The 14,243-nt window shown below is 64.4% G+C and carries 14 protein-coding genes; 8 read left to right on the top strand and 6 right to left on the bottom strand.

The window, feature by feature from the left end; genetic code table 11:
* Positions 1-8: 8 nt before the first annotated feature.
* Positions 9-467, bottom strand: coding sequence for a tellurite resistance TerB family protein (locus tag BXY53_RS10160; RefSeq protein WP_119061894.1), 459 nt, complete (start codon positions 465-467; stop codon positions 9-11).
* 273 nt (positions 468-740) lie between these two features.
* Here BXY53_RS10160 and BXY53_RS10155 point away from each other — a divergent pair, with 273 nt between their 5' ends.
* The 5 genes from BXY53_RS10155 to BXY53_RS10135 all read left to right on the top strand — a co-directional run bounded on the left by BXY53_RS10155 (position 741) and on the right by BXY53_RS10135 (position 5,367).
* On the top strand, positions 741-1,331 hold the full coding sequence (locus BXY53_RS10155; protein WP_147361547.1) for a hypothetical protein: 591 nt from the start codon (positions 741-743) through the stop codon (positions 1,329-1,331).
* 92 nt (positions 1,332-1,423) lie between these two features.
* Positions 1,424-2,065 (top strand): Pr6Pr family membrane protein, encoded by a 642-nt coding sequence (locus BXY53_RS10150; protein ID WP_119061892.1) that lies wholly within the window; start codon positions 1,424-1,426, stop codon positions 2,063-2,065.
* Positions 2,066-2,285: 220 nt separating this feature from the next.
* The gene (locus tag BXY53_RS10145; protein ID WP_119061891.1) at positions 2,286-3,002 is read left to right on the top strand and encodes a 50S ribosomal protein L21; all 717 of its coding nucleotides are present in this window, start codon (positions 2,286-2,288) and stop codon (positions 3,000-3,002) included.
* 58 nt (positions 3,003-3,060) lie between these two features.
* Complete coding sequence (gene rpmA / locus BXY53_RS10140; RefSeq protein WP_119061890.1) at positions 3,061-3,321, top strand: 50S ribosomal protein L27; 261 nt, start codon at positions 3,061-3,063, stop codon at positions 3,319-3,321.
* Between the two features lie 99 nt (positions 3,322-3,420).
* Positions 3,421-5,367 (top strand): AsmA family protein, encoded by a 1,947-nt coding sequence (locus BXY53_RS10135; protein ID WP_119061889.1) that lies wholly within the window; start codon positions 3,421-3,423, stop codon positions 5,365-5,367.
* Positions 5,368-5,376: 9 nt separating this feature from the next.
* Here BXY53_RS10135 and BXY53_RS10130 read toward each other — a convergent pair whose 3' ends face one another.
* Positions 5,377-6,378: a DUF1499 domain-containing protein gene (locus tag BXY53_RS10130; RefSeq protein ID WP_119061888.1), complete on the bottom strand. Its 1,002-nt coding sequence runs from the start codon at positions 6,376-6,378 to the stop codon at positions 5,377-5,379.
* A gap of 375 nt (positions 6,379-6,753) precedes the next feature.
* Here BXY53_RS10130 and BXY53_RS10125 point away from each other — a divergent pair, with 375 nt between their 5' ends.
* Both BXY53_RS10125 and hmuQ read left to right on the top strand, forming a co-directional pair.
* Positions 6,754-8,349 (top strand): carbon-nitrogen hydrolase family protein, encoded by a 1,596-nt coding sequence (locus BXY53_RS10125; protein ID WP_119061887.1) that lies wholly within the window; start codon positions 6,754-6,756, stop codon positions 8,347-8,349.
* Positions 8,350-8,394: 45 nt separating this feature from the next.
* Positions 8,395-8,718 (top strand): heme-degrading protein HmuQ, encoded by a 324-nt coding sequence (hmuQ, locus tag BXY53_RS10120; RefSeq protein ID WP_119061886.1) that lies wholly within the window; start codon positions 8,395-8,397, stop codon positions 8,716-8,718.
* A 199-nt stretch (positions 8,719-8,917) separates the two neighbouring features.
* Here the strand turns inward: hmuQ and BXY53_RS10115 are convergent, their stop codons facing one another.
* From BXY53_RS10115 to ftsE, 4 genes are read right to left on the bottom strand one after another with little or no spacing between them, the layout of a single operon-like run.
* Entirely contained in the window at positions 8,918-9,655 is a 738-nt protein-coding gene (locus BXY53_RS10115; RefSeq protein ID WP_147361546.1) for a lysophospholipid acyltransferase family protein, read from the bottom strand.
* Positions 9,656-9,663: 8 nt separating this feature from the next.
* Positions 9,664-10,425 (bottom strand): YdcF family protein, encoded by a 762-nt coding sequence (locus tag BXY53_RS10110; protein WP_245410437.1) that lies wholly within the window; start codon positions 10,423-10,425, stop codon positions 9,664-9,666.
* Positions 10,426-10,481: 56 nt separating this feature from the next.
* On the bottom strand, positions 10,482-11,459 hold the full coding sequence (locus BXY53_RS10105) for a cell division protein FtsX (RefSeq protein ID WP_119061884.1): 978 nt from the start codon (positions 11,457-11,459) through the stop codon (positions 10,482-10,484).
* 3 nt (positions 11,460-11,462) lie between these two features.
* Positions 11,463-12,122, bottom strand: coding sequence for a cell division ATP-binding protein FtsE (gene ftsE, locus BXY53_RS10100; protein WP_119061883.1), 660 nt, complete (start codon positions 12,120-12,122; stop codon positions 11,463-11,465).
* A gap of 160 nt (positions 12,123-12,282) precedes the next feature.
* Between ftsE and BXY53_RS10095 the strand changes: the two genes are divergently transcribed.
* Positions 12,283-14,238: an MJ0042-type zinc finger domain-containing protein gene (locus BXY53_RS10095; RefSeq protein WP_170144412.1), complete on the top strand. Its 1,956-nt coding sequence runs from the start codon at positions 12,283-12,285 to the stop codon at positions 14,236-14,238.
* Positions 14,239-14,243: the final 5 nt, after the last annotated feature.

Here is a 14,243-nt window from a genome sequence, read left to right as displayed (position 1 = left end):
CCGCTGCTCTATTGCTGTGCTTCGACCTTCTTGCGGGCGCGGATGCGTTCGCGCGAAGAGATGCCAAGAAGTTCTGCCGTACGCCAGATCAGGTTTTCCTCGTAACCATGGACCTCGCCGTCAGCGTAGGCGATCTCCCACATCATCTCGATGATCTCGAGCCGGTCCTCCTCGGACAGCGCCTTCTTGAGCTTGGACGTGAAACTGTAGATGTCGACAGCATCGCGCTCACTGCGCTCGGCGGCGACCACCAACTCGTGAAGCTGGTCGCCAGAAAGGCCATAGCGCTCCTTAAGAACGTCCTGGAGGCGCTCGGTCTCGGCCTCTTCGACATAACCGTCGATGGTGCTGGCATGAACGAGCAGCGCCGCGGCGGCCAGCCGCGTATCGTCAACCCTTTCGGTCTCCTCCTTGGCGCTGTCGCCCGACATCAGATTGTCCAGCACCTGTCCCAATGTCTTGATCATCTGGCCTCGCTTGTTTGCGGTTGCGCTTTACCAGCGCAGGGGGGCGCATCGTCTAGCGCAAATCGCGTCTCGGCGTCGCAATCTGCGGTATCGGCTGCCGAACTGTCACGGAAAATGGGCCTCGTCTCCAGGGATTTAAAGCAGCCCTGGCTCCCGACGGGATTCACTGCTGCTTAACGCTTTCCCAAACCGGGCCGGCGCATTCATGCATTGGCAATCCTTTTGCGCCATCGCTGAAATCGGAAACCGGCGGCGCGCATCAGCAGACGCGCAATGAACATAATACATCCCGACGGCTCTGCGGACATGAACACGGACCTGAACTTCGCCAACGACGAGTGGTTCTGGAAAGCCTGGTCGGAAACGATCTCGAAACGCTACGCCAAGGCGCTCCACGGGCACTACAGCAAGCACGCCGACGCGACCATCGTGAACGACCGCTCGCTGCTGAGCAGCGAGTTTCTGGAGCAGTATGCCGCCCTCGTCATGCTGCTGGAGCGCTTCCCCGCTGCGCCCGGTGCACTGGCCGGTGAACTGGCGAACTGGCGGCCACGCTCCTACGAGGATTATTTCCGGAGCGCTGGTCTGGGCGACGGGCAATTCGCCATTGCAGCCTTCGCAAGTGCGCCTGCCACGGTTCGTCGGCCCTTCCTTGCAACGGTCGCGCAACTGGACGATGAAAGTCTCGGCGCGGTCGAAGCGGTCATCGACGTCGCGCGCCAGGGCCGGGCCGATCTGTTGCCGCGCCTTTGTCGGGAGCGAGCGCAATCCTTGCGTGCGCGGATCGAAGAGGTGGCGCAACTGATCGCGGCGACCGGCAAGCCGAGCAAGGTGAGCCAGAGGCGGGCGCTTGCCGCACGGTAAGCCCAAACATTCTCCCGGCCGTTAGAGTGGTAGGCTGGCTATCATCGCAGTCCTCCGTTAGCCTCCTCGCGGAAACAACTGGGAGCGCGCCAATGAAAGCCGGCCTGCGCCTGCTCGTGGCCGTCGTCGCGGTCGTCGGACTGTTTCTAGCGTTCAATTACGGACTGCACGCACGCATCCCGGATCTCCTTTGGCGGACGCTCCATTTTCTCAGCTTTTTCACCATCCTGACCAACGGAATCATCGCGCTCGCGATGGCTCTGCCAGTCCTGGCACCCGAAAGCGCGGCGGGCCGGTTCTTCACCAGCCCGCGCGTGCGGACCGCGATTGGGGGCTACATCATCATCGTCGCGGCCGTGTATCATGTCATGCTCGCGCCGCTGTGGGACCCGAAGGGCCTGAACCTGATCGCGCAGATCATCCTGCACACGATCGTGCCGATCGCCTTTCTGCTGGACTGGCTTGTCTACACGCGGCGCGGCGAGACGCCGTGGCACTGCGCGCTGACGGCGCTGATCCTGCCGTTCCTTTACGCGGCATGGATTTTCGCGCACGGCGCCTGGACCGGCTTTTATCCATATCCCTTCCTTGATGTCGCCGAACTGGGCTATGGGCAGGTGCTGCTGAACATGACTGTGCTGACGGTCTTGTTCATTTGCGTGGAACTGTTGCTGGTCACGATCGACAAAGGGCTGGCCGCGCTGCAACGCGGCTCGGCACAAACGCAAGGGTGACCCTAGGATACGCATGCGCCGACATTGACAAAGGCATGCCCAGCACTGTATTTCTCTCGCACACATGCGCGGGCTGCGAGTCCGCGCGCTTAAGGCGCTGCCCGAGGCCATCTCCAAATCGGACAACACAAAGCCCGCGAACAACGGCTTCCCCCGTGAAGGGTCGTATTTGCGTTCGCGGCGCCACAGGGCGCGGCAAGAGAAAAGAAAGGCTTGAGCGATGTATGCGGTCATTCGCACGGGCGGCAAGCAATACCGTGTGGCGCCCAATGACGTTCTGGAAATCGAAAAGGTCGAGGCGGACGAAGGCGAAGTCATCGAGCTTCCCGAGGTCCTGATGATCGGGAAGGACGGCGCTGCCCCCCAGATCGGGGCGCCGACCATCGACGGCGCGCGCGTCGCCGCGGAGGTGCTGGAGCAGGGCCGCGGCGAGAAGATCATAGTCTTCAAGAAGAAGCGCCGGAAGAATTATCGCCGCAAGCGGGGACATCGCCAGCCGCTCACGACCATTCGCGTGCTGGAGGTGCTGGAGGCCGGCCAGAAGCCTGGCGAAGGCGTGGGCAGCGCACCGGCCAAGGAGACGAAAGGCAAAGGCAAGGCCAAGAAAGGCACGGAGCAAGCTCCGGCCGCTGGCGCTGCCGAGGAGAGCAAGGCTCAGAAGAAAGCATCCGGCAAGCAGAAGCCGGCAGCGCCCTCCGGCTTCGAAAAGCTGGATGCCCCGCAAGGCGAGCCCGACAACCTCAAGGCCCTGCCGGGCGTCGGCCCGAAACTGGCTGAAAAGCTCAACGAATATGGTATCTTCCACTTCCATCAGCTTGCCGCCATGAGCGAGGCGGACGTGGAAGAAATGGACGCCGCGCTGAACCTGCGCGGCCGCGCCACCCGCGACGACTGGGTCGGTCAGGCCAAGCAGTTTATCGAGGACAGCAGCGCCTGAGGCGGCACAACGACATCGGCTGAGCCCTCTGGGGCTCCACGAAACGCGAGAGAGAGCCATGGCACACAAAAAGGCAGGCGGTTCATCCCGCAACGGACGCGACACGATCGGACGGCGCCTCGGCGTCAAGAAGTTCGGCGGGGAGCGGGTTATCCCGGGCAACATCATCATCCGCCAGCGCGGCACCACCTGGCACCCGGGCGACGGTGTCGGCATGGGTCGGGATTACACGATCTTCGCCGTGCGCGAAGGCCGTGTGGCTTTCCGGAACATCCGCGGCGGCCGGACAACGGTGTCAGTACTTCCCGAAGCCGAGTAACGCCGGCGCGCATTCTCATGTAGAAAAGCCGGCGTCGTTCATGTTTCCGCCGTTCGGGGGGCCGATGTTTGTGGCAAAGCGGTCCATGAGGGGGGAGACATGCGACGCATTCTCGTGATTATCGGCAGCGCCGTGCTGGTGGCAGTGGCGGCGCTCTTCATTATCCCGTTTCTCGTTCCAGCCTCGACGGTCAAGGGGGAGCTGGCCGCTTACGTAAAGCAGGCGACCGGACGCCAGCTCGTCATCGCCGGGGACGGGCATTTCCAGGTCCTTCCTTCTACCGGTGTAACCTTCGAGCGCATTCAGCTTTCCGGGCCGGACGGGGATTCGCAGCGGCCCTTCCTGCGCGCCGAGACCGTGACGGCCGAACTCAACGTGATGTCGCTCATGGGCGGCGGCATCACTTTCGACGCGCTGACACTCGACAATGCGATTATCGACCTGCGCACCGATGCCGCGGGCAACGTCAATTGGGAGTTCGGGGCGGCACGGCAGCCGGTGGAGATCGCCTACGCCGCTCCGGCCCTGGCGGCCCCGGCTCGCGTTCGCATCCGGCGAGTAAGCCTGCGCAATTCAACGATACGGTATCATACGCCGGATGGTCGCGTGCCGGTCGAAATGACGGACGCGGACCTGGCAGTGCGGATGCCGGCGCCGGGGGAAGCGGCGACACTTCGCGGTGCTTTCTCCGTCCGCGGGCGCCAGATCGAGGTCGATGCCACGCTTGAGACGCCTCAAAAACTTGGGTTCGGCGAGCGCGCCAAGCTGACGGCCGCGCTTTCGGGCACGTTTGCCGAACTCGGCCTCGACGGATACGTGACGCCGGAGAGAACTGTCACCGGCGCGCTTCGGGCTGATACGGACCGGCCGGCCGAACTCTTCGCGCTTGCCGGCGGCAACGCCGCGCCGATGCTCGAACGCGTCGCGCTGCAGGCCCAGCTGGATACCGGTGCCGATGACATTCGGCTCTCCGGGCTGACAGCAACGTTCGACGAAATGACGGCACGTGGCGACCTCGCGGTGGCAATGGATGGCGCGCGGCCTGCCCTCTCAGGACAGCTCGATTTCGACAAGCTCAATCTGGATGCCTTCCGCTTGCAACCTGTCCCGCGGGATGCAGCCCGCGCTCAGGATCCGGGGTTATGGTCGGCGCATGCTGCCCCGGAGGACGATATCCGGCTCGATCTGTCGGAGCTTGACGCGCTCGATGCCGACCTGACGCTCACAGCCAAGACGCTCACCCGGAAGGCGCTCGCTGCGCGCGACGCGATTGTCCGCGCCAGGCTCAGCGGCGGCACGCTGAGACTCGATCTGTCACGCCTGAACCTCTATGACGGCAGCGCGATCGGCGCCGCAGAGGTCAGCGCGCATCAGGGCGTGCCGGTCATCAGTGCGATGCTGGACGTGCAGGACGTCGACGCGCTGCCGCTTTTCCGCGATGTCTCGTCCTTTGACTGGCTGTCCGGCAAGCTGAACGGCCGGGTCCGGCTGGCCAGCGGCGGCCCGACGCTCGACGAGCTGCGCGCGAGGCTGCAGGGCGAGGCCGACATGGCCCTACGCAACGGTGCGCTGGAGGGGCTTGACCTCCCCGCCATCCTCGGCCGGCTTCAATCCGGCGATATATCGGAATTCCACCGTCGAGAGGGCGAGGAAACGCAGTTCGTCCGGCTGGATGCGTCATGGACCATCCGGAAAGGCGTTGCACGCACGGACGATCTGCAATTGGAAGGGCCGTTTGTCAGCGCCGACGGCAACGGTGAAGTCGATGTCCGCCACGAAAAGATTGATCTCAAGCTGCGTCCTCGCGTGACACCGCGGGCGTCCAACGGGCAGACAGCCGAGGCGGTGGAGCTACCGATCCGTATTCAGGGCGACTGGACCGACCCGGCAATCCTGCCAGATATCGAGGAAGTGCTTAAAGACCCGGAGAAAAGCCTCGGTGCGGCCAAGAATTTCGGCAAGGCCGTGGAAGAGTTCACCGGCGGCGAGGTTAGCGAGGACGACTTCAAGAACGCCATCGAAGGGCTGTTCGGACAGTCGGACTGATGGCCCCGATCACCTCTGCATGCTCTCCCAGAACTGGCGCAACTCCTGTGTCCGCTGCCGCTGGCTCCGCCGCGAACGCCGGCTACGGCTGCGGTTCCGCTGCGCCGATGGTGCCCGCCACTGCCGGGAAACGGTGTCGTAGGCCTGCTTCTGACGCTTCTCGCGGCGCGCCTTCGCCTCCCGGGCCTCACGGATGCGCTTGGCCCGTTCGGCGCGCAGTCGGGCAAGCCGGGCAATCTCCTCATTCTTCTCCAGCCGTGCCACCGCGCTCTCCACCTGCTGGAAAAGGCTGGACACGCGCTCGGCATTACCTCCCAAGTCGTGCTCGACGTAGCGCGACGCTGAGCGCACATCCACGCGGGCGCGGCTCTGACCGCCTCGAATGCGCACAGCGACATCGCCCGTGATCCCGAACAGCAGCGAACGGTCGGTCGCCTCAATGTAGCCCGCCTGGCCGTCCGCCGGCGGCGTCGCCGAGACGATGCTCCAGCCCAGTTCGTCGATTGATTCGCGCACAAGGCTGAAGGTCTCCTCCGCCGAGCGCTCGACCGTTAACGGCTTCATGGTAAGTGGACCGGTCGTCGCGCTGTCGGGAGACGGCGCTGCAGCGGCTTGTACCTGACGAGCCACGTCCGCGCGCACTTTCGCCAGTTCGCGGAAGGCCGGCGGCGCGGTGGCATCGGTAGTCACCTCCGTGACGCCAGGCTCAAGGAAAAGCTTTGGCAGCGACCAGGCCGGCCCGGCCAGCACTAACGCTGCGGCGAAAATCGCCGCAAGTGCCCGGCGCGATCCGCGCGAACCGTCTTGCCAGATGCGCCAGAGGGCCACGAGCGCCAGCGCCACCGCGATCACCGCGCCAAGCACGGCGATGCCGAACACGCGCATGGCCACAGGCGTGGACAACCCGGCGAACTGATGCAGCAGGATCGTCAGAACGAAGAGCTGTAGCGTTAACAGCGCAATGCGACGGCTCCAGGTGGCCGCGGACGACATCTGCGGATAAACTCGCATTCCGGCTAAGGGTCCCTTCTCTCGGCGAATCCCGTTTTATCCGCTCGGGCCATCGCCTTGCAAATACAGGCTAAGCCATCCTGGACGATATTCCGTAAACGCCTTAAGGCTTTAAGCGCCCAGCCTCGCCAGAAGATTGATGCGGACTGTACAACGACGCCGTGGCGGGATTGTGGTGCGACCGTGCCGGCTTGCAACCACGCGGCAAAGGGACCGGTATCTATGCCCTTTCGGGTCAGCCTCGGGTCTAACGGCCGAAATTCGCCCAAAATTCGGGCCGACTGAATGCAGACGCTTGCGCGGCGGCCCCGCGCATGACACATCCTGAATGACAGCGCGTGACTTCCAGCGCCACCTCCAAACTCCAGTCGAAAAATGGCCGAAACCAAGCAGAAGAAGATCGCCCGCAGCGAGGGCGGCCGCGAAAACCAGCGGAAGATTGTCGTGCGACAGGCGCGGCTTGACGACGTGGCCGAGATCGCCGCGCTCAGCCAGCGCGTCTACGCGCCCGCTCCGGGCTATAGCCAGCGCGCGATCCGCAGCCAGATCATCAATTTCCCGGAGGGGCAGTTCGTCGCCGAATACGAAGGCCAGATGGTCGGGCACTGCGCCACTTTCATCATCTCCGGTGAAGTCGCACTGAACCCGCACACCTGGGCGGAGATCACCGGCGACGGCTTAGCCTCTCGCCATGACCCGGAGGGCGACTACCTTTACGGCATGGAGGTCAGCGTCGACCCCAACTACCGCCGGCTGCGCATTGGCCGGCGGCTCTACGCCATGCGCGAGAAACTGTGCCAGGAACTGCGCCTCAAGGGCATCGTGTTCGGCGGGCGGATGCCCGGCTACGCCCGGAGGCAGCGGACCTATCCCAACCCCGAGGACTACGTCCAGGCGGTCAGCGATCGAAAGATCCGCGACACGGCGATCCGCTTTCACCTGTCCAACGGCTTTGAACCGGTCGGCGTGCTCAAGGACTACGACCCGGACGACAAGGAATCGCTGGGCTACGCCACGCATATGGTCTGGCTGAACCCCTACTATGTCGAGGCGGGCGAAAAGCCAGGCTCGGAACGGGCGATGGCCCAGCCGGACCAGGTCCGCGTCGCCACCGTCCAGCTCCAGATGCGCGGCATCAAGGACGCCAGCGAGTTCGAGCGTCAGATCGAGTACTTCGTGGACGTCGCGGCGGACTACCGCGCGGATTTCGTGCAGTTCCCGGAACTGATGACGCTCCAGCTCCTCTCCGCCGAGCCGAAGCCGCTGCCGCCCAGCGAGGGTATGGCGCGCATCGCCGAGTACACCGACTGGTTCAAGGATTTCATGCACCGGCTGGCGATGCGCTACAACATCAACATCATCGGCGGCACGCACCCGGTCCGTGACGAGGACGGCGAGATCCGCAACGCGGCCTTCGTATTCCTGCGCGACGGCTCGGTTCACCGGCAGGACAAGATCCACATCACGCCAGACGAGGCCTATTGGTGGAGCCTGAAGGGCGGCAGCCGCGTCGATGTCATCAATACCGATTGCGGGCCGATCGGCGTGCTGGTCTGCTACGATTCCGAGTTCCCGGAACTGGCGCGCCATCTCGTCAATCAGGGCGCGATGCTGCTGTTCGTGCCGTTCTGCACGGACGAGCCGCGCGGTTATCTGCGTGTACGCTACTGCTGCCACGCGCGGGCCATCGAGAACCAGATTTACGTCGTGCTGTCTGGCGTCGTGGGGAACCTGCCGAACGTGGAGAATATGGACATCCACTACGCTGAAAGCGCGATCCTCACGCCGTGCGATTTCGCCTTCGCCCGCGACGGGGTGGCGGCCGACGCGGCGCCGAATACCGAGACCATCGTGTTCGCCGATCTGAAGCTGTCGGACCTGCGTGTGGCGCGCTCGTCCGGGTCGGTGCGCAACCTGCGCGACCGTCGCTTCGATCTTTACCGGGTGGTGTGGAACACCCGGCGCTCATGAGGTGCCGAGCGCCGACGCATTCGTGAGCCGTTGAGGGAGACTGCCATGTATATTGCCATGAACCGCTTCAAGGTCGCCAAAGGCCGCGAGGCGGAGTTCGAGGAGATGTGGATGAACCGCGATTCCTACCTGCACGAGGTTCCGGGTTTCCTCGAATTCCACCTGCTCCGCGGCCCGGAACATGACGATTACCGGTTGTACACGTCGCATTCGATGTGGGCGTCCTATGAAGCGTTCCAGGATTGGACGCGTTCGGAAGCCTTCCGCAAGGCGCACGCCAACGCCGGCAGCATGCCCGAAGGGCTGACGCTGGGTCCGCCCGACTTCGAGGGCTTCGAGGTGGTCGGCGAAGTCAAATCCGAAGGGTAAACAGCCCGATACGCACGGAAGAAGAGGGGCTTAACCTTGGGCCTCTTTTTTGCCGCAAAAACTTGGCCGACGCCCGAGAATTCTCTGGACGCAGCGTGGCAACTGCGCTACTGTTCAAGCAATTAAAGTTCGCCGCAACGTTGGATGACCCATCAAGAGGATCGGAGCAACACTCCGGTCCTCTTTCCGTTTGGGACGCTCAAGCGGCATTTCTCTGCAGGCGGCTCTGAACCTGCCCTTCCGAGACAAGGCGCGCCGTACCGCGCTCCGTCGCCTCGATCAGCCGGCGGCGGAACTCCTCGCGCGGCAGCCCCGGCGGGATCGGCTCCAGAAACTCCATGATGATCGTCCCCGGATTGAGCCGCCACGCGTGCCGCGGCCAGTAGAGCCCAGAATTCAGCGCGAGCGGCACGCACGGCGCATCCAGTTCCTCATAGAGCAGAACGACGCCGGGCTTGTAATCGGGCGGTGCGCCGGGCGCCCGCCGGGTGCCTTCCGGGAAGATGAACACCTGCCGACCCTCTTTGGCGCGCGTCCGCGCGATCCGCGCCATTTCCCGCAGCGCCACCGCGCCATGATCGCGCCGGACCGGGATCATCCCCAGCTTGCGGGCGAACTGGCCGTAAAGTGGGATGTCCATCAGTTCCTTTTTCAGAATCACGGCCGGATCCGGAAGATAAGCCATCGGCGCAATCGTGTCCCAGGCCGACTGGTGCTTCGACGCGACGATGTAGCCGCCCTCTGGCAGCCGCTCCAGGCCGCGCACCTCCATGTCCACGCGGCCGATCCAGCGCAGCAGCAGGATGATCGTGCGCGTGTGCAGCTTCCATGCCCACAGCACCCAGCTTCGCGGCGCGAAAAACAGCGGCAGGCCGAACAGCATGAACAGGATGGTCGTCAGGTAGAACGCGGCATGAAAGGCGATGGAACGGAGCAAGGGCAGCCTCACACGGACAAGGGATCGAAACAGCCATGAATGCCGCGACCGCCGCCCATTAGCCGCACGCCGGCACAGCGCGCAACGCTGGCGACATATTTTGCGTACTCGCTGGCAAGCAGGCGAAAGGTGCCGGGATGCGCCCACCAGGCATCCAACCGCAGACGGGCGGGGACGACCGGGTAAGGAATCAACTCCAGACTCGGCAACGCCCGGCGCAGTTCCACCAGCCCGCGCGGCATGTGATAGCTCGACGTGACGACGATGACCGACCGGAAACCACGCTCCGCCGCCCAGCGCCGCGTTTCATCGGCATTCTCGATGGTGTCCCGCGCGTTGCGGTCAAGATCGATGCAACAGTCGAACAGCCGCTCGGCCTCTGGGTTGATGCGCCGGAGCATCGCGGTCGTCGTCTTGGGGTGCACACCCGAGATGAGTAGGCGCCGCCCGCGCCCGGCGGCCAGCAGCCGGACCGCTTCCGTGACCCGCGAATCGCCGCCTGTCAAGACCACGATCGCATCGGCCTGGATGTTGCTGTTGGGCGGGCTCTTCTCGATCTGGCTGACGAACACAAGCAGGCCGATGCCGAACAGAGCGACCGTGGCCAGCGTCGCAAGAAGCAGCCAGCGCAGAGCCGTCAGCACGCTGCTGCGCTGCGCGCCACGCAGATTGTCGGTTTGGTCTTCAGAGCGCGTTCGCATGGCGGTCCGCCTGCGCCAGATCATGCTGTCCATCGCCGGTGCGGGCCGCGCCTCGTTTGCGTGGCCCATGCTTCGTCGATAGCGCGCATATGCGGCGAGATCACGTTGAAATCATTTGACGTTTATCAGCGATTCTGCTGATCGAGAATACGATACACGCCGAACCTTGACGTTATACGGCAGATCGCGGCGACAACCACAACAACCAGCACCAGCAGGGCGTAACCCAGCCAGTCGAGCGTCCCGGCGCCCACCAGCCGGCGCAACTCGGCATCCGTCGCCGGCGAGGCGCCGAACAGTGAGGGCAGCAGCGGAAACACCACGAACACCAGTGCCGCAAGCCCGGCGCCTGCCGCGCCTGCCATGATTCCCAGTGTCTGGAAGTGCTTCTCGAACTGCTGCGCGATGAAGCGATCGCGTGCACCGACGAAATGCAGCACCTCGACGATCTCGCGGTTCGAGGCCATCGCGCTGCGCGTCGCCGAAACAATGATCGCCACCGTCGCCAGCGCCACTAACGCGATCACGCCCAGCCCGGCGACCGCAAGCGTACTCGTAAGGCTACGGATCTGGGCCTGCCAGCGGCCGTGATCGTCGAGCATAGCGCCCTCGAACTCGCCCTCCAACGCCACGCTCAGCGTGGGCAGATCGGGCGGGTTTTCTCGGTCGAGCTGCACCGCGATCAGCCGGGGCAGCGGCAATGACTCCAACCCCTCGACCTTGCCCAGCCATGGCTCGATCAGCGCGTTCGTCTCACGCTGCGACAGCACGCGGACATCAGCAATGCCGATCTGTTTTGACAGAAAATCGCTGATTTCCGCCAGTTTCGCCTCGGTCTGAGTTGCATCGGCGGCGGGGCGCACCTGCACCGTCACCTCGCTTGCCACGTCGCGCAGCCAGGCCGAAGCGGACTGGTTGATCAGATACACAACCCCGGTGGTCAGACTCGCGAGGAAGGCCATGATCGTGATCACGACCACCAGCGAACGCCCCGTGACCGACCGTGGCGGCACGATCGGCGAGTTACGCAAGGCAAGCTTCGGGACCGCCAGCGGCTGCTCGCGGATCACGGCGGGGAGATTGCGCATGGTGTCGATACTCATGACCTAGCCGACGATCTGTACGGTGCCGCGCTCAAGCTGCAGGCGCGGGGCACCGAACTGCCGCATGAGTTGATAATCGTGTGTCGCGATAATGACCGAGGTCCCCAGCCGGTTCAGTTCGACGAACAGCCGCAGCAGCCGGCGGGCCATTTGCGGATCGACGTTACCGGTCGGTTCGTCGGCGAGCAAGAGTTCCGGCTTGCCGATCACCGCGCGGGCGATGGCCGCGCGCTGCTTCTCACCGCCTGACAGGACCGGCGGATAAGCGTCCATCCGGTTGCCCAGCCCGACCCACTTCAGCAGCTCGGTGACGTCGTCACGGTATTCGTGCGGCTTGCGCCCGTGCACGCGGAGCGGCAGCGAAATGTTCTCCCATGTCGTCATGTGATCGAGCAGCCGGAAATCCTGGAACACAATTCCGATGCGCCGGCGCGTCTTCGCCCGATCCTCCGGCTGCAGATTGCTCGTGTTCTTCCCGAACAGGTGCACCGTTCCGCGTGTGGGCTTGAGCGACATGAACAGCAGGCGCAGCAGGGTCGACTTCCCCGCGCCGGATGGGCCGGCCAGGAAATAGAACGAGCCGGGCAGCAGGTGAAAATTCACGTCCCGCAATACCTCTTCGCCCTCGTCGTAACGCAGCGCGACGTTCTCGAAGCGGATCACGGCACACTCCCGCTGGTTGATGGATGGGGAATTATCGCTGTGGGTTGTGGTTTTCTCAAAGCTCTGCCTTATTGGTATCAACCAATTTTGGCATTTACAGGAGACGGCAGCGGGACGAAAGCCCCGCGCAAACGAACCGTATAAAGCGGGAGGCGGCAAGATGGAATTCCGGTGCCCGGCCTGCGACACGAGTTACCGCGTTCCCGTGCGCATCGATCAACAGGTGCGCTGCGCGCGCTGCAACCATGTCTGGCGCATCGCGGAATCCGACTTCGTCATCGACGAGGACGCACGGGACGAGACCGAAATGCCCGAAGCATTCTCCAGCCCAGGCGCAAATGACGAACACGATTCGTCCGGCGCCCAGGGGGCGGAGCAGGACGATCTGTCTGCGCTACTGGAAAGCGGCGAGGACTGGATGGGCGCGCGGAACGATGAGCCGCGGGCGCCCGTGGATGAATGGCCGGCCGGCGATTGGTCGACATCTGAGCGCCATACATCCCCTGCGCTCGGGGAATCTTCGGAAATCGCGCCAGAGCCTCACCGCGTCGAGGACGGCGCCCTTGCAGCTGGTCAAGCCCCCGGAACGCTCGAGATGCAGGATGAGGGCGCCGACGCAGGCGATGATTCATCCGCGACGGGTGGCCCGACACAGGAGGACGCCGAGAGCTTCGACCGCCGGCTGGCCGATAGCTGGTTTTCCGGCGCCGCCGATCGGCAAGGCGACACGGATAGCTTGGAAAACGAACCGAACGCGGCCTTCGAACGCATCATGGAGGGCATTGAGGAAGTCATTGCCGAAAACAGCGGCAGCGACGACAGCGCGACCGATCGCGCTGGCGACGAGGCTGATGACCCGCTGCGCGCCCTGATGAACGAGGAGCGCGCGCGTAGCCTCGGCGCGACGCTGCAGGACCAGCAGCACACAGCGCAGACAGAGAACGAAAACAGCGACGATCCGTGGGGCGGCAAGGTCGTGCGGCTGACGGCCCGTAGCGCCGACCGGCGGGTGGAGAGCCGCGCGCAGGATGAGCACGGGTTGCGCGAGACTGAAAGCGCATCCTCGGGGACCAGCGGGTCGGTGGAGCCGATGGCCGACCTGATCGACAAGATCGCCACGGGCCGCGCCGAGCCCTCCGATCTTGCTGAGGCGCAGGAGCCGGAAGACATTCGCGCGGAGCCGGAGGGCGCGGTCCAGGGCGCGGACGCCATGAGCCAGGCGCATTTCGAGGCGTTGCAGGCCGATATGGAGGACGCCGCCCACGCAATGCAGGAGCGCTCGGAACCCGAAGAGGATGGCCCGAGCGAAAGCTGGACCGCCGAGAGCTATCACGACGACGCGCATGAGGAAGCGCAGCGCGAGAGCCTCGCCTTCGACACCGGACAGGAGGCGTTTGACGGGCGTGAGGCTTCCGAGCCGCAGGAGGACCCCTACGCCCGCGATGAGGAGAGCTTCGACGCGCAGGACCCGGACGATGATCGGGGCCAGGACTGGGACGAAGCTGAACGGGACAGGTGGCGCGACGAACCGGCCGACATTTTCGCCGTAGACACGCCCCCGCACCGCCGCGGGGATGACGCGCCCGACGCGATGGACGTGGAGGATGACGACGCGCTGCTGGCCGAATATGACTTCGGCGACGAACAAGAGAGTGAAACGCCGCCGGAGGGCGCCGATCAGGCGCGCAGGGGCGCTGGAACGCTGACCGTGGCCGCTGCCTGGGCGCTGTTTGTCGCGGTGATGGCCGGGGCAGCCGTCTCGGCCGTGAGCTTCCGCGACCAGATCGCCGAGATGTTGCCGGCTTCCGCGCCGGTCTATGCCGCCATCGGCTTCCCGGTCGATCCGCCGCCGCTCGTCTTTGGCGAAGTCGGTTACAGCTGGGACGAAACCTCTCCGAACACGCTCATTCTCACCGGCCAGGTCAAGAACAACCGGTCAGAGTTGACGGAAGTGCCGAACATGCAGATCACCGCCCGCGACGACAGCGGCGAGGTGGTGGCGGAAGAAAGCCAGTTTCTCGGGCAGTCCGCGCTGTTGCCCGGCGAGACTTACGATTTCCGCGTTCAGGTCGAGGTCTCGCCCGACAAGCTCAAGACGGTCGAATTGCGTTTCTGAGCGCC

This window comes from Dichotomicrobium thermohalophilum (assembly GCF_003550175.1).
Classification (GTDB): domain Bacteria; phylum Pseudomonadota; class Alphaproteobacteria; order Rhizobiales; family Rhodomicrobiaceae; genus Dichotomicrobium; species Dichotomicrobium thermohalophilum.
The sequence above is the reverse complement of the archived record's forward strand: the minus strand, read 5'-3'. Positions and strand labels throughout refer to the sequence as shown.

Excerpts from the sequence above, each read along its gene's own strand:
- BXY53_RS10125 (WP_119061887.1), top strand. The coding sequence starts at position 6,754 with ATGGCCGAAACCAAGCAGAAGAAGATCGCCCGCAGCGAGGGCGGCCGC.
- BXY53_RS10130 (WP_119061888.1), bottom strand. The coding sequence starts at position 6,378 with ATGCGAGTTTATCCGCAGATGTCGTCCGCGGCCACCTGGAGCCGTCGC.
- BXY53_RS10145 (WP_119061891.1), top strand. The coding sequence starts at position 2,286 with ATGTATGCGGTCATTCGCACGGGCGGCAAGCAATACCGTGTGGCGCCC.
- BXY53_RS10160 (WP_119061894.1), bottom strand. The coding sequence starts at position 467 with ATGATCAAGACATTGGGACAGGTGCTGGACAATCTGATGTCGGGCGAC.
- BXY53_RS10095 (WP_170144412.1), top strand. The coding sequence starts at position 12,283 with ATGGAATTCCGGTGCCCGGCCTGCGACACGAGTTACCGCGTTCCCGTG.
- BXY53_RS10155 (WP_147361547.1), top strand. The coding sequence starts at position 741 with ATGAACATAATACATCCCGACGGCTCTGCGGACATGAACACGGACCTG.
- hmuQ (WP_119061886.1), top strand. The coding sequence starts at position 8,395 with ATGTATATTGCCATGAACCGCTTCAAGGTCGCCAAAGGCCGCGAGGCG.
- BXY53_RS10105 (WP_119061884.1), bottom strand. The coding sequence starts at position 11,459 with ATGAGTATCGACACCATGCGCAATCTCCCCGCCGTGATCCGCGAGCAG.
- BXY53_RS10110 (WP_245410437.1), bottom strand. The coding sequence starts at position 10,425 with ATGGGCCACGCAAACGAGGCGCGGCCCGCACCGGCGATGGACAGCATG.
- BXY53_RS10150 (WP_119061892.1), top strand. The coding sequence starts at position 1,424 with ATGAAAGCCGGCCTGCGCCTGCTCGTGGCCGTCGTCGCGGTCGTCGGA.
- BXY53_RS10135 (WP_119061889.1), top strand. The coding sequence starts at position 3,421 with ATGCGACGCATTCTCGTGATTATCGGCAGCGCCGTGCTGGTGGCAGTG.
- rpmA (WP_119061890.1), top strand. The coding sequence starts at position 3,061 with ATGGCACACAAAAAGGCAGGCGGTTCATCCCGCAACGGACGCGACACG.